Here is a 14,632-nt window from a genome sequence, read left to right as displayed (position 1 = left end):
GGTCGATTGGTAGACTCGCTCGGTGCAAATCCGCGAGCTGTCCGTGCCCGACGCCTACGAGATCACCCCGGTGCAGCACCGGGACGACCGCGGCGTGTTCTTGGAGTGGTATCGCTTCGATCGGCTCGAAGAGACGATCGGCCACGCGCTCGACCTGCGCCAGGCGAATACGTCGGTGTCGCGCAAGGGATCAGTGCGAGGCATCCACTTCGCCGATGTGCCGCCGAGCCAGGCGAAGTACGTGATGTGCACGCGCGGGGCAGTGCTCGACTTCGCGATCGACATCCGCACCGGTTCTCCCGCGTTCGGCAGGTGGGACACCGTGCTGCTCGACGACGTCGACCACCGCGCCATCTACCTGGCGGAGGGGCTGGGTCACTGCTTCGTCGCTCTGAGCGACGACGCGACGGTCAGCTATTTGGTGACGGATGTCTACAACCCCTCGAGCGAGCACGGCATCAGCCCGCTCGACCCCGACATCGCCCTCGAGTTCCCGCTCGATGCCTCGGAACTCCTGCTATCGCCGAAGGACACGGATGCCCCCACTCTCGCCGTTGCGCGCGAGCAGGGCCTACTGCCCGAGTATGGGGCGGCCAGGTCGTTCTACGCCTCACTGAGCGGAGGGAACTAGAAGTGCGCGGCATCATCCTGGCCGGAGGTTCCGGCACCCGGTTGTGGCCCATCACCAAGGGCATCTCGAAGCAGCTGATGCCCATCTACGACAAGCCGATGATCTACTATCCGCTGTCCACACTGATGATGGCGGGCATCCGCGAGATTCTCATCATCACGACGCCGGAGTACAACGAGCAGTTCCAGGCACTCCTAGGTGACGGGTCCGCCTTGGGGGTTCGGCTCGAGTACGCGGTGCAGCCGTCGCCTGACGGTCTTGCGCAGGCGTTCATCATCGGTGAGGAGTTCATCGGCGACGAATCGGTCGCGCTGGTTCTCGGCGACAACATCTTCCATGGGACAAGCCTCGGCACGGCGCTGCGGCATGTGACGAACGACGAGGGTGCAACGATCTTCGCGTATCACGTGAGCAACCCGCGGGCGTACGGGGTCGTGGAGTTCGACGACGGATTCAAGGCCGTCTCGATCGAGGAGAAGCCCGACCACCCGAAGAGCAACTACGCGGTTCCAGGTCTCTACTTCTACGACAACGACGTCGTGGGGATCGCGAAGACGATCGAGCCGAGCGCTCGCGGAGAGCTCGAGATCTCCACGGTCAACGAGCGGTACCTGCTGGCCGGCAGGCTCAACGTTCAGGTGCTCGACCGCGGAACTGCGTGGCTCGACACCGGAACGTTCGAGTCGATGATGCAGGCATCCGAGTACGTGCGCGTCATCGAGGACCGCCAAGGCACGAAGATCGGCTGCATCGAGGAGATCGCGTGGCGGGCCGGTTGGATCGACACTGCTCGATTGAGGGAACTGGCTGCCCCGCTGGTGAAGAGCGGGTACGGCATGTACCTGGAACGGCTCGTCGCCGAGAACACCTGAGTCGCCGCGACCACCGGCCCGCGGCGACGACAGGACTGGAGCCGGCCTCCGCTGCGACCTACGCCGGGTTCTCGGCCCTCGACTTCGCGGTCGCAGTGGTCTTGGTCTGGTCGATCGTCGCTCTCCAGGTCGCGGCCGAAGTGACCTCCGGCAGGGCGCGCCTGTAGTCGGCGGCGAGGCGATCCCACTCGCGGCGGTAGCGGAGGTTCAGCCTGATGGCATCGCGCAGCAGTTTTCGGAACTTGCGCGGGTCGCGTACGTGCCAGGTAGCGCCGGACCCTTCCGCACGGCTGATCAGAACGCTGTCCCAGTTCGGCACCTCGAACCACCGAGCGTCCTGGAACGCGAGGTGTCCGTGTGGCGCGCTGACATCAGTCGTCACCTTACGGCTGTGACGTACGACCTGCCGCAGCAGCCACATGGCGAATGCCGGCCCTCGAGGGCCGGGATCGGACTTTCCCGTCGTAACCGCCATGATTTCTCGAGCAGGAAAGTGGGGGATCTTGTCGGCATCGCTGATGATCGTCGATTCGGTGAACTGTGCCCCGAGTTCGCGCACACGCTGGAGCCGGTCGAGCATGTCCTTGTGCAGTTGCGCCGGGCCCGCGAACACGTTGCGGATCGCGTCCATACGCATGGCCACGGTGTAGTAGTCCATGGTGAGAAGGCTCTTGACATCGCCGGCGAGGTTCGATCGCCATAGTTTGCCACCGCGCTTCTCGGGGGAGTGCAGCAGTGCGGCGACCAGGCGATTTCGGGCGTGGAAGAACGCCTGCCAGTCGTGTGAGTCGTCCTTGTCGACCCAGGACACGTGCCAGATGGCTGCTCCGGGGAAACTGACCGTCGGAACACCGTGTTGACGTGCTCGGAGGGAGTACTCCGCGTCATCCCATTTGATGAATGCCGGCAGCGCGAGCCCGATCTCCTCGATCGTGGAAACCGGGATGAGCGACATCCACCAGCCGTTGTAGTCCACGTCGTATCGTCGGTGCATCCACGGGGTCTGGCGCAGGTTCGAGCTGCCGAGGTCATGGGCGCTAGGCGTGAACGGCCCCCACATGAAGGGGCTCCAGCGAATGCCCTCGGCATACGCGTGCAGCCTTGCCTTGTCGTACATGTCGAAGAAGTGGCCGCCGACGATCGCCGGCTTCGTGCAGTGGTTGGCGAATACGATGAGGCGTCTGATGCTTTCCGGCTCGACCTCGACGTCGTCATCGAGCAGAATCACGTAATCCGATTCACCGCGGTCCACGACCTCGAGCATCCCGCGCGAGAAACCGCCCGAGCCGCCGATGTTCGCCTGCTCGATCACGGTGAGCAGTCCCTGCAGGGCCTCCTCGGCCGCCGCAAACCCGTCGGCCTCGACGATCTTCTGCGTACCCTGGTCGACGACGATGACGCGGTCGAGCGATGCGCGCGTCTGCTCGTCGCTACCGATCTCAGCGAGCAACGTCGTGCAGTACTCTCGGCGATTGAGCGTGGTGATCGAGACCGTACCTGTGCCGTGGGTAGTCGGCTGATGCCCCACGGGTGCGAGCCAGTCCGCCTGCACGAGTTCGAACTCGCCGTCGAACGAGTACAGGTCGAACCACAGCCACCCGCCGTCAAGGAATGACATGAGCGGAACCGTGAAGGTCGATGTGACTTCAGAGGTGCTCGACACCTCGATGCCGTCCACACGTTGCACCACGGCACGGGCATTCGATCGGAACAGCACGATCGCCCCGGTGCCGCGGGTGGTGACTTTCAGCACGACCTGCTGGAGTCCCGTCCACGCTTTCCAGTAGCTGGCGGGAAAGGCGTTGAAGTACGTCGCGAGGGAGACCTTCTTGAAAGGTGGTAGCGCCAGGCCCCTGCGGCCCCGCAGCCACGCCAGGCCGCCCCGGTCGGTCAGGCGGGAGGCGAGGCGGTTGCCTCCTGGGTTGAATACGCCGCGGATCTTGGCGAGTGTGTCGCTCTCGTCGTCAGAGATGTACGACCACCCCCACGTTTCGGGATCGAGGTACAGAGGCAGCGCCTTGGGGTCGCCGTGCTCCGGGAAGATGACTCGCTGAAGTAGGGTGCCGGCGTTCGTCGCGCTCACAATGTCGTTCATTCCGTCTTCCGTGTCAGTCATCCGTCATTTCGGCAATCGTCTCGAATTCAGATCTCGCCGGAGCGCATGAGTTCGACGGCTTTGTGAGAGCCACCGTCGAACACCAACTGTCCCTTCTGCAAAAGGATCCCGCGCTCGCAGAGATCGGCCACCATGTCGAGGTCATGGCTGACCACCACCAGGGTCTTTCCCTTGGCGTGGAGCTCGCGGATCTTGGCGAGGCACTTGCGCTGAAACGGCTCATCGCCGACCGAGAGGATCTCGTCAACGAGGAGGATATCCACCTCGGTGTGGATGGCGACTGAGAACGCGAGCCGCAGGAACATCCCCGAGGAGTAGTGCTTCACCTCGGTGTCGATGAACTCCTCGATCTCGGAGAACGCCACGATCTCGTCGAAGCGCGCTTCGATCTCCTTTTTGGACATGCCGAGGATGGCTGCGTTCAGGAACACGTTCTCGCGTCCAGAGAGGTCCGGATGGAAGCCGGCGCCTACCTCGATCAACCCGGCGACACGGCCGCGCGTGCGCACCCGGCCGGCGTCAGGCTGGAAGACGCCGGAAATGAGCTTGAGCATCGTCGACTTCCCGGAGCCATTGAATCCGAGTAGTGCAACCGATTCACCCTCATGGATCGTGAACGACACCGTGTCGAGGGCGTTGAACGTCGACGAGATCTGCTTGCGGCGGGCGGCCGCGATGAATGTCTCCTTGAGGGAGTGCGTGTGCCGGAGCTTGAACGTCTTCCGTACCGCGTCGACGACGATACGTGCGTCTGGAGCTGGGTCAGAGGTCCTGGGCAAATCGACCCTCCAAGCGGCGGAACAGGAGCTGGCCGGCGAAGATGACGACGATGGCGATCAGCAGCGAGATGATCGCGTGCAGAGCGAGGTTCGGCGGCATGGCTGACGCGCCGTTCGTCGTGGGGAACCAGAAGGATGCGTGGAACAACTCGACCGCCGCCGTCAGCGGATTGATCTGGTAGATGAACAAGAGCCACGGCGGCAGCACCTTCTGAACCATCTGCCACTGATAGAGCACGGGCGAGGCCCAGGTCGCGACGAGGACGATCAGCTCCACGAAGTTCTGGGCGTCGCGGAAGAGAACGTTCACAGAGCCGAAGAGCATACCCAGCCCGGTCGCGAACAAAAGAATGATGACGGTGCCTAGGAGGAACGCGAGAGCTTGGACAGGGTCCGGACGCCACCCGACGACGAGGCAGACGCCGAACAGGACGACGACCTGTGGCAGGAAGTTCACGAACGCCACCAACGTCGACGCCACGGGGAACATCTCGCGTGGAAGATAGATCTTCTTGATCAGGGGTGCGTTGTCGACAAGGGACCGCGTGCCGTTGCTGAAAGCCTCGCTGAACAGATTGACGACGACGAGGCCGCTGAACATGTAGATGGGATAGTTGACGATGCTGCGGTTCTGCTGAAGAAAGATTCCCAGCGCTACGAAGAATACGGCGAACTGTGTGAGCGGCTTGACGTACGACCAAAGCCACCCGAGCACGGACCCGCGGTACCGTACGCGTACCTCCTTGCGCACGAGCAGCCCCAGGAGGTAGCGGCGTTTGAAGACATCGAGGAGCCCGGCACCGTGCCCTGGTTGGACGAACTCGCTGCGGGTCGCTTCTGCGAGGATGCGGCTCACCGGGTCAGGCCTTCTCCGCCCGCCAGCAACGGCTTGACCTTGTTCGAGTACATCGACAGAGCTGAGCCGATGGCCATATGCATGTCGAGGTACTGGTATGTGCCGAGACGGCCGCCGAAGAAGACCTCGGGTTCTTCGGCCTGCAACTGGCGATATGCGATCAGACTCTCTCTGTCCGCGAGGGTGTTCACCGGATAGTAGGGCTCGTCGTCATGGTTCGCGAAACGTGAGAACTCCCGCATGATGACGGTCTTGTCAGACGGATACTCGCGTTCGGGGTGGAAGTGCCGGAACTCATGGATGCGGGTGTACGGCACACCCGCGTCCGCGTAGTTCATCACGGAAGTGCCCTGGTAATCGCCGACGGGCAGCACCTCTCGCTCGAAATCGAGCGTGCGCCACGAAAGGGTCCCACCGCTGTAATCGAAGTAGCGGTCGACTGGGCCCGTGTAGACCACGGGAACTCGTCCGACAGTGGCCCTCTTGTTCACCGGTTGCGACTCGTCGAAGAAGTCGGTGTTCAGGCGCACCTCGATATTCGGGTGGCTCGCCATGCGCTCGAGCCAGGCGGTATAGCCGTCGACCGGAAGACCCTCGAACCTGTCGTTGAAGTAGCGGTTGTCGTACGTGTAGCGCACGGGCAGGCGGCTGATGACCTCCGCAGGCAGCTCATTCGCCGGAGTCTGCCACTGTTTCGCGGTGTAGTCGCGGATGAACGCTTCGTAGAGGGGGCGTCCGATCAGTGAGATGCCCTTCTCCTCGAGATTCGCGGCATCACGAGGAGAGAATTCGGACGCCTGCTCGGCGACAAGCGTTCGGGCCTCGTTCGGCGCGTACGCGGAGCGGAAGAACTGATTGATCGTGCCGAGGTTGATCGGCAGCGGGTACACCTCGCCGCGGTAGTTCGTGTACACCCTGTGCACGTACGAAGTGAACTCCGTGAACCGGTTCACATACTCCCACACCGGAAGGTTCGACGTGTGGAACAGGTGGGCACCGTAACAGTGCACCTCGATGCCGGTCGACGGGTCATTCTCGCTGTAAGCGTTCCCGCCGATATGCGATCGACGATCGATGACCAACACGTGCAGCCCGAGGTCGTCGGCGACCCGTTCGGCGATTGTGAGGCCGAAGAAGCCGGAGCCGACGACGATGAGATCTGGGTTCACGTGATCATGTCCTTCAGGGGTGGGGTCGGCCCAGCGACGGCATGCCTGACCAGCCATACAGTGTACGTGACCACGGCTGGGAGCCCCGACAGCGACAAGCGGCACCGGCGACCGAGGTGCTCTACCCTGGCAGGACACCATACGGGCCGATGTTATCGTTTCGGCGTGCATCACTCCTCACTCAGCTGCCTTCGGTGCACGCGGAGCACGACATCAAGCGAGGGGTTTCGATGAGCTGGTGGGCGATCGTGCCCCCGGTGATCGCAGCAATCATTCTCGTCATGGCCCCTGGGCTCGTCATCGCGTACGCGGCGACTGCGCGTGGAATCACCGCATGGGGGCTGGCGCCTGCGCTTTCGATGACCGTGTACACGGTGCTCGCACTCGTGCTCGGCGTGTCACGACTGCCTTGGAACATCGGCACGGTCGCGCTCGCGACCGCGATCCTCGTCGCCATCGTCGTCGTTCTGACGAGAACACTCCTGCGCAGGTTCCCGGCCAAGAATCTGGGGCGGGACCCGAGGCTGATCGGCTGGATCGCACTCGCCGGAACCTTGTTGGCATTCGCAGCCATCTGCATCCGTTTCGCGGCCATCTTCGGTTCGCCGGATGCCATCTCGCAGACGTTCGACAACAACTTCCACCTCAACGGCGTGCGGTACATCATCGACACCGGCGACGCGAATCCGCTGACGTTCTCCGATCTCCAGTTCGCCTACAACGGCCTCGGTGGGTTCTACCCGAACCTCTGGCACGCGGTTGCGAGCCTCGTCGCCGAATCGAGCGGGGCGTCTATCCCCGTCACAGCCAACGCGCTGAGCATGGTCATCGGCGGTGTCATCTGGCCGCTCGGGTGCGTCGTGTTCGTGCGGCAGCTCGTCGGCCCGAAGCCCATCGAGTTGCTCGCCGCCGGGTTATTCTCCGTCGGGCTTGCGGCATTCCCTGTGCTGCTGATCACGTATGGCGTGCTGTATCCGAATCTGCTCGGGATCGCTCTGATTCCGGCGGGCCTGAGCACGATCGTTCTCGCCATGAAGATGGCGAGGGTCCCGCGACTCGGCCCCGTGCTGGGATGGGTATCGTTCGTCGGCGTGCTACCGGGCATCGCCCTGGCACACCCGAATGCGTTCGTGTCTCTGCTCGTCATCGGGTTGCCCGTGATGTGCGTCGGCTGGTGGCGGTGGTTCCGCGCTGTCAGGCAGAGTCGGCCACGTAGCACGGTCATCGCGGTGGCGATCGCCGCAGTGGCACTCATCGTCGGCGCGGCCATCTTCAAGGTGGTGCGACCACCGGGTGCCGCGGCGACCTGGGGGCCGATCTACGACGTTCCCAAGGCACTCCTCGTCGGTCCGTCCAATTCGCAGTTCGGTGACGAGCCCGCCATCGTCATCACGCTGCTGGCAGCGGTCGGCATCGTCGCTGCCTTCGTCGCCCGCCGGAACCGATGGCTCGTCGTCTCATTCGTCTTCGTCGAAGCACTGTACTTCTTCGCCGCGACGCTTCCGTACGGGTACGTGCGGCACCTTCTCACCGGGACTTGGTACAGCGACGTCAACAGGATCCTCGCGCAGGTGCCGCTCGTGTACGTGCCATTGGCTGCTATCGGCGTGGGCTGGCTCGTTCGCATCGTCGTCGCGCAGTTGCGTCGGTTCAGCCGAAGCGGGATGAGTCCGCGCTCGCCCGGTGTTGTGGCGGCGTCTTCCGTATTCGTCTTGCTGCTCGCCGCGGTCGCCCAGTTCGAATCACCCATGGTTCTCGCGACACTGTTCGCCAAGAACCCCTACTCGATCGGCCCCGATTCGCCTTTGCTGACGCCGGACAAGATCACTCTGCTCAAGAGGCTCCCTCATGAGGTTCCCTCCGGGGCGGTGATTGCGGGTGATCCATGGACGGGTACGGCCCTGGCGTGGGCCCTGTCGGACCGGCGTGTTCTCGTTCCCCACATCTACGTCGAACACACGCCGGCGACTGCGTTGATCCTGAAGTCGCTGCGAACAGCGACTCCGGGTTCGCCGGTGTGCCGGGCGATCGCGGAGTCGGGAGTGACATACGCGCTGGACTTCGGCACCAATGGGATCTTCGGCCCGACGAAGAACGGGTATCCCGGGGTGCACCACTTGAGCACGTCGACCTCAGTGACCCTCGTCGACCGGGTGGGGGATGCCGCCCTCTACCGTGTCACCGGGTGCCATTGAGGCTGTGATGGGTCATCGGAGCTGTGCGCGTCATTCGGGCGCCGCAGTGTGTCGTCGACCGAGGATGACCGCCTGGTAGGCCCGACGTCGAATGCTCTCCGGCACGAACCGGTAGCCGCCGCGAACCGCGATGTTTCGCAGGAACTGGGAGCGAGTAGTGAAGCCGCTCCTGCGGAACGCCCGTTGCAGCATCCATTCACTCTGGAACAGGCGAAGGCCCCCACGTCTCTTGTACGCGCCGGATGAAACGCGATAGCGGACCAGCGGCTCGGGCGAGTTGGTGGCGGGCACCCCCGCGGCGAGCATCCGGGCGAACAACCAGTAGTCCTCCATCAGGCCCATCGGCTGATATCCGCCAGCGCGATCGACCGCATTCTTCGTGTACACGACCGTCGGATGGTTGAACGGATCATGGAACCGGGCGTACTGGGCGATCTGATCGGGATCGATTGGAGGGATCCGCATGGGGCCGAATTCCTCGCCGGACTCCGTCTCGGAGAACTCGTGGAGACCGCTTCCGACGAGTTCGAATCCTTGGGCGATCAACCCGAGCTGTACCTCGAATCGGCGCGGCTCTGAGACATCGTCGGCATCCATTCGTGCTACCACGTCGTGGCTGCATTCAGCCAGGCCGACGGTGAGGGCTTCCGCGAGCCCGCGATTCTCCGGCAAGATGACGATCTTCAACGGTACGGGCGATGACTGGTCGAGTTCGGCGATCGCCGTTACCAGGGCGGCGGACACCGGTCCGTCCTGCACGAGTACCACTTCGGCCGGACCCAATGTCTGCTGTATGACCGAACTCCGGAATGCCCGGAGCAGGAATGCGGCAGAGTCGCCGTTGTAGACGGGCAACAGCAGCGAGAAGTCGGGGAAGGCGGTCATCGTGCGGCGCTCTCGAACGCGTCGACACGGCTCCCATCGACGCCCAATGACGCCAGATAGTCGCGATTCCTGCGAGGAAGCGTACGTGAGCCATCACGCCATCCGGAGCGGAAGCTGCGCGCGATGGTCGCACGATTGGTGGAGCGCTGATAGGTGCGGATCCACCGCCGCGCCGCGGCGAGTGCGTAGAGCGGCTTCTCGTACCAGGTCAGGGCCTTCGAGGCGCGAAAGAGCCAGAGCTTGTTCCGTACTTCGTAGTAGAAGCGCTCACCAGGATCCGCGTCGGTGCTCGCTCTGGCTCTTGTCTTGTGCACGACGACGCTGCCAGGGACGAAGAGGCCGCGACGCGTGCGGAGAATGCGGGAAGTGAACTCGAAATCGTCATTCCAGATGAAGTACTCGCCAACCGGCAGGCCCTCGGCTCGTACTGCATCGGCGCTGACGAGCATCGAGACGAACGAAGCCGACCGCACGGGCACCGCACCCGCGTCGACCGCATCGCGTCGTTCGGATGCTCCGGCAAAGGGCTTGTGTCGAGGGGTGTTCATCGGGTGGTCGAGGCCGTCGGTCCACACCACGCGCGACGCAAGTATGGCCGGAGTCGAACGCGCCGTGGATCGTGCGATCAAAAGTTCCTCGAGCGCGGTCGGTGTCGGAATCGTGTCATCGTCCATCACCCATACGAGGTCGGCCCGTTGGGTCGTCACTGCGCGTTCGATGCCGACCGCGAATCCGCCGGCGCCTCCGGTGTTGGCCTCGAGACGAACGAGGTCGACCTCGGCGAATCGGCCGCCCACCGCGATCGATGTTCCATCCGTCGACCCGTTGTCGACGACCACGGTCGCCTCCAGGCATCGCGTCTGCAGTCGAAGAGCGTCGAGACACTCCAGCAGCAACTCGCGCCTGTTGTAAGCGACGACCACCGCGACTACGCGCACACTTCGACCCTTCGTCATGAGCAGGAGGCGCCGCTGGAGGGGTTGAGCGCGATGCGCTGCAATACACGGCGATCGGGCGAGTTTACCGGGACTGGCTGGATGATCGGCTCGTGCGCACGAAGGGCGTTTGCAATCCGCTGCTGTGGTGCGCGTCGCAGGCTGACCCGGATGCCGGACGTGCCCGAATCAGGTCTCGTCGCGTTCAGCGGTCAGCCGGTCACGTCCATTGAGTTGGCGCTCGAGTTCCCGAATGCGCAGCTCCTGCAGCGCTGCCTGCTCTGCCAGCGTGCGAGTTCTGCCCTCGACGCCGGTGAGCTCCGCCGCGTGTTGCAGGCAGACCAGGAACAGGATCGCGATGGAGACGAAGAAGATCAGGTTTGTGGGGAGTTTCACCCCTACCACGTAAGCGGCCCACACCAACGTGCCGGGAAACGCGCCGGCGATGAGCGCGAGGATTCCCGCGATGAGCCACAACAACGCGTGTCGCTCGCGCAGCCGACGGCGCCGCAGCATCTCAATCACGATGATCAGTACCAGCAGGGCCGATACGACGCCGAGTGCGTAACTGGCGATGGTCATAGTTGATCTCCCCGAATCGGAGTCGCCGGTCGGAGTAGCCCGACCAGGAGTGCCAGTGCCGCGCGGGCAAGGTAGACGGCGGACTTCATCGGGTTGTGCGATGGGGAGCCGCCGGCCCGCTCGCGCATTTCCGTCGGAACCTGTCTGATCACGAGCCCGGCCTTCGCAGCGATGACCAAGGCTTCGATCGTGTCGCCTAGGTACTCGGCGGGGTAGTTCGTGGAGAAGAGGGCGACCGCTCGCGGCCCCATCGCCTTGAATCCCGATGTGGTGTCTGCCAACTTCGTGCCTGCAATCCGGCTGATCACAGTCGAAAGGAGGACCATCGCCCACCGGCGCGGCCCATGGGCCCGGTACGATCCGCGGCCCGCGAATCGCGCACCGATGACGATATCGGCCTCTGCAAGTGCGTTCACCAACTCGGGCACGTACCGCGGGTCGTGCTGGCCGTCTGAGTCGACTTGAACCACATTGTCGTAGCCGTTGTCGACGGCGTAGCGGAAGCCAAGGCGCATGGCTCCGCCGACCCCCAGGTTGTACGGCAGTTGGGCGACCTTCGCGCCGGAGAGTGCCGCGGCTCGCGCCGTCGCATCGGTGGAGCCGTCATCGACGACGAGGCATCCGATGCCGGGAAGTGCGTTCATGACCTCTGACACGACGGCGCCCACGTTGGCTGCTTCGTTCAGTGCGGGCATGACGATAAGCGTTCGCTGAAGGGGCGAGGGCATGTGACAATCCTAAGTTGCGGTAAATCAGCGCAGCTCGACAAGAGACATCCGGGCGACCCCGGCCGGGATCCCTGCTCCTCGTGCGTGGGTCGGCCCCGGTCGGCTTGCACTCGGCGTCAGCCGCTCGTTGGAGGTCCCGAAACGTCGCGCCCGACCCGGTCCGGATCAGCCCTGAAGGTCGGTCCGAAGGCGTGTCGGCCCAGAGAGGCGAAGCCAGCAGCGTTGCGGGCCCTCGCGGCCGCCGGCAATTCTGCCAGGGCATGCAGTCGTGATGTCAGATGCATTCGAGCGGAGCGCCTTGCGCGGTGCCATCCCAGAATCTGCATGGCCGCCGCAGCCTCCGCGAACACAGTTCGCTCCTGCTCGAACTTGGATCCATCTGGTCCCGTGACTGCGGAGTAGCTCTGGCTGTGCCTGCGGTATTGGAACTCGACCTGGTCGTCGACCACGAGCTTTCCACCGCGCTCCGCGATTCGCAGGAGCATTTCCAGGTCCTGCACGACATCGAGGTCGACCCGGAAACCCGGATCCCGTATCTGCGAGACGCGCCAGACGATCGACGGGAAATACGTCCAATTGCCGCGCAGGAGACTTCTCGCGAGGACCTCGCCCTCGAGAACCCGTGGAAACGGCCCGCGGGGTGCCACAAATGACTTGATCCGGTCGGCGAGCGGGAGATGCGCAACGCCGTCGGCGTCGATGGGTTGCACGCCCACCTGGACGACCGCGGCATCCGGGTGTTCGGTCGTCAGCTGCTTCACCCGTGCGAGGAAGCCGGGCAACATGATGTCGTCGCAACCCATGAGCATGGAGAACTCGCTTGACATGATGTCAACGGCTTTGCGGTAGTTGCGGCTCGGTTTGAGATTGACGTCGTTGCGGATGTAGGTGATGCGTGGATCACCCAGGGCCTGCAGCCACTCGCCCGCCGAGAGGTCGGGATAGACGTCGTCGACGACGACGAGACGCCAATCGCCGTCCGTCTGGGTCAGGACGCCGTCGACGGCGGCCTTGAAGTGGTCGACGCGGCCATAGAACGGCATCATGATGTCGAAGGTCACGTTGCTCCCCCTCGTATGAACAGCAACCATCGTTTCACATCCGCGAAGATGGTGAGGTGTGTCGCGACGGGCATGGCCGACACCATCGAGGTGGCGAGGAGAGATGCGTGCCGGAGAACATTCGGGTAAGTGTTTGCATGGCGACATACAACGGCGAGCGATATGTGACCGCCCAACTCAACTCGATTCTGGCCGAGCTGAACGAGCACGACGAGGTGATCGTGATCGACGATGCCTCGACGGACGGCACCGTCAGAACCGTCGAAGCAATCGCGGATGCGAGGGTGAAGCTGATCGCTCGCCAGGAGAATCGAGGGTATGTGGCGACGTTCCAGGAAGCCATTTCCAGCAGCCGTGGGGAGTACGTTCTTCTTGCCGATCAGGACGACGTATGGGTCCCCGGTCGCGTGGATGCGATGCTCACGGGCCTGGGAACGCACGCCGTCGTCGCGAGCAACATGACGATCCTCGGTTCGGGAGAACGGCCGCGGTGGTGGATGAGTGCGGCGACCGCGCGGCAGTGGCGTCGGAACGTGCTCCGGATCGTCGCCGGTGTCAGCGGCTACTACGGATGCGGCATGGGCCTGCGGCGCGAATTCGTCCGCGTCATCCTGCCATTTCCGCATTTCCTCGTCGAATCGCACGATTTGTGGGTCGCGTTGGCCGGCAACATCGCGCATTCGATTTCGATCCTGGAACAGCCGACGCTCCAACGTCGGTTGCATGGCGACAATGCCACGCCGCTCCGGCCGCGCTCACTGCCCCGAGTGCTTGCGGCGCGAATCATGCTGCTTCGCAGCATCCTCGTGCTGTCGCGCAGGGTGCGCCGCTCCGCGGCGGCCATACGATGACCGGCCGCCGGGTTATGGCCATCGTCACGGCCTTCCGACCATCGGACGGGATTGTCGGGAATGTTTCCCGCATCGCCTCGCAAGTCGATGCCGTCGTCGTCGTCGACGACGGAAGCGGGCCCGGGTTCGACCGTCTGTTCGGGGAGCTCGTTTCCAACGGGGTCTCAGTCGTGCGGCGCTCGCACAACTCGGGCATAGCCGCGGCGCTGAATGCGGGCGTCGAGGCGGCTGCCCCACGTGCGGAAGACCTGCTCGTCACCTTCGATCAGGATTCTCGTGTGCCCGACGCGTTCGTCGCTGCGTTGGTGAATCGCTGGGATGCCCTGACTTGCGAAGCTCGCAGGGTCGGATCGGTCTCGCCTGCGAGGTTCGCCGGAGAGCTTCAGGCCGTCGGGGAGCGAGCGCGGGAGCCGATCCAGTCGGGAACTCTCTATTCCGGCGCGGTGCTTGCCTGCGCAGGACCTTTTCGCGAGGAGTTCTTCATCGATCTCGTCGATGCGGACTACTGGTTCCGCATAAGGTCGCTGGGATTCGAGACGTTCGCGGTTGTCGACCTCGACCTTCCGCACGAGCTGGGTCGCTCCTACCCCCTGTCGGTGTTCGGAATGCGTGTTCGGCTGCGGGGGCAGGCGCTCACGACCAGCCTCAGTTCACCATTCCGCTATTACTACCGGGCGCGCAACCGGGTGGCTCTGGCGGAGATGTTCGGCTCCACCGAGCGCTCTCAGCTGGCCCGCGATGCGGCGAAGTGGTTCATTCACCTCGTGCTGGTGCTGGCTTTCGCGCGACCACGTGGCGACATGCTTCGTCTGCTCGCTGCCGGGCGCCGGGCGGGCCGCCGCCGCCGGATGGGTCGGATCCCCGAGCCCGCGCAGCTTCTCGCCTCGCGAATCTCGTGGCGTGTTTCGCCGGTCGAGCAGTCGTCGTCGGATAGGTCGGGCGCCCAGTCGGAATCCGATCGTTGAGTCCCGG

General features: G+C 63.9%; 14 protein-coding genes. 5 read left to right on the top strand and 9 right to left on the bottom strand.

What is annotated here, in order from left to right; translation table 11 throughout:
- The first annotated feature begins 22 nt into the window (after positions 1 to 22).
- Together ACYVDK_RS12765 and rfbA are read left to right on the top strand one after the other, a co-directional pair.
- Positions 23 to 631: a dTDP-4-dehydrorhamnose 3,5-epimerase family protein gene (locus tag ACYVDK_RS12765; protein WP_460522290.1), complete on the top strand. Its 609-nt coding sequence runs from the start codon at positions 23 to 25 to the stop codon at positions 629 to 631.
- A 2-nt stretch (positions 632 to 633) separates the two neighbouring features.
- Entirely contained in the window at positions 634 to 1,503 is an 870-nt protein-coding gene (gene rfbA, locus ACYVDK_RS12760; protein ID WP_460522288.1) for a sugar nucleotidyltransferase, read from the top strand.
- 58 nt (positions 1,504 to 1,561) lie between these two features.
- Here rfbA and ACYVDK_RS12755 read toward each other — a convergent pair whose 3' ends face one another.
- The 4 genes from ACYVDK_RS12755 to glf are packed head-to-tail and all read right to left on the bottom strand — an operon-like array spanning position 1,562 to position 6,423.
- On the bottom strand, positions 1,562 to 3,619 hold the full coding sequence (locus ACYVDK_RS12755) for a glycosyltransferase (RefSeq protein ID WP_460522286.1): 2,058 nt from the start codon (positions 3,617 to 3,619) through the stop codon (positions 1,562 to 1,564).
- Positions 3,620 to 3,645: 26 nt separating this feature from the next.
- Complete coding sequence (locus ACYVDK_RS12750; RefSeq protein WP_460522284.1) at positions 3,646 to 4,398, bottom strand: ABC transporter ATP-binding protein; 753 nt, start codon at positions 4,396 to 4,398, stop codon at positions 3,646 to 3,648.
- Entirely contained in the window at positions 4,382 to 5,254 is an 873-nt protein-coding gene (locus ACYVDK_RS12745) for an ABC transporter permease (protein ID WP_460522282.1), read from the bottom strand. The genes ACYVDK_RS12750 and ACYVDK_RS12745 overlap by 17 nt, the downstream gene beginning before the upstream one ends.
- Positions 5,251 to 6,423: a UDP-galactopyranose/dTDP-fucopyranose mutase family protein gene (gene glf, locus ACYVDK_RS12740; protein ID WP_460522280.1), complete on the bottom strand. Its 1,173-nt coding sequence runs from the start codon at positions 6,421 to 6,423 to the stop codon at positions 5,251 to 5,253. The genes ACYVDK_RS12745 and glf overlap by 4 nt, the downstream gene beginning before the upstream one ends.
- 230 nt (positions 6,424 to 6,653) lie before the next feature.
- Between glf and ACYVDK_RS12735 the strand changes: the two genes are divergently transcribed.
- Complete coding sequence (locus ACYVDK_RS12735; protein ID WP_460522278.1) at positions 6,654 to 8,618, top strand: DUF6541 family protein; 1,965 nt, start codon at positions 6,654 to 6,656, stop codon at positions 8,616 to 8,618.
- 30 nt (positions 8,619 to 8,648) lie between these two features.
- Here the strand turns inward: ACYVDK_RS12735 and ACYVDK_RS12730 are convergent, their stop codons facing one another.
- The 5 genes from ACYVDK_RS12730 to ACYVDK_RS12710 form a co-directional block, all read right to left on the bottom strand.
- Entirely contained in the window at positions 8,649 to 9,503 is an 855-nt protein-coding gene (locus ACYVDK_RS12730) for a glycosyltransferase family protein (RefSeq protein WP_460522276.1), read from the bottom strand.
- Positions 9,500 to 10,459, bottom strand: a complete 960-nt coding sequence (locus ACYVDK_RS12725) for a glycosyltransferase family 2 protein (RefSeq protein WP_460522274.1) — start codon at positions 10,457 to 10,459, stop codon at positions 9,500 to 9,502. Before ACYVDK_RS12725 ends, ACYVDK_RS12730 begins: the two co-directional genes overlap by 4 nt.
- 168 nt (positions 10,460 to 10,627) lie before the next feature.
- Positions 10,628 to 11,020: a DUF2304 family protein gene (locus ACYVDK_RS12720; RefSeq protein WP_460522272.1), complete on the bottom strand. Its 393-nt coding sequence runs from the start codon at positions 11,018 to 11,020 to the stop codon at positions 10,628 to 10,630.
- Positions 11,017 to 11,748, bottom strand: a complete 732-nt coding sequence (locus ACYVDK_RS12715) for a glycosyltransferase family 2 protein (RefSeq protein ID WP_460522270.1) — start codon at positions 11,746 to 11,748, stop codon at positions 11,017 to 11,019. The genes ACYVDK_RS12720 and ACYVDK_RS12715 overlap by 4 nt, the downstream gene beginning before the upstream one ends.
- Positions 11,749 to 11,864: 116 nt before the next feature.
- Positions 11,865 to 12,809 carry a glycosyltransferase family 2 protein gene (locus ACYVDK_RS12710; protein WP_460522268.1) on the bottom strand — a complete coding sequence of 315 codons (945 nt, stop codon included), beginning with the start codon at positions 12,807 to 12,809 and terminating at the stop codon, positions 11,865 to 11,867.
- A gap of 137 nt (positions 12,810 to 12,946) precedes the next feature.
- On the opposite strand from ACYVDK_RS12710, the gene ACYVDK_RS12705 reads away from it, so the two are divergent.
- Both ACYVDK_RS12705 and ACYVDK_RS12700 read left to right on the top strand, forming a co-directional pair.
- Complete coding sequence (locus tag ACYVDK_RS12705) at positions 12,947 to 13,660, top strand: glycosyltransferase (RefSeq protein ID WP_460522266.1); 714 nt, start codon at positions 12,947 to 12,949, stop codon at positions 13,658 to 13,660.
- On the top strand, positions 13,657 to 14,625 hold the full coding sequence (locus ACYVDK_RS12700) for a glycosyltransferase family protein (RefSeq protein ID WP_460522264.1): 969 nt from the start codon (positions 13,657 to 13,659) through the stop codon (positions 14,623 to 14,625). Before ACYVDK_RS12705 ends, ACYVDK_RS12700 begins: the two co-directional genes overlap by 4 nt.
- Positions 14,626 to 14,632: the final 7 nt, after the last annotated feature.

The sequence above is a fragment of the Humibacter antri genome, assembly GCF_054777235.1.
Note: the sequence above shows the minus strand (reverse complement) of the source record. Positions and strands in the feature narration are given on the sequence as shown.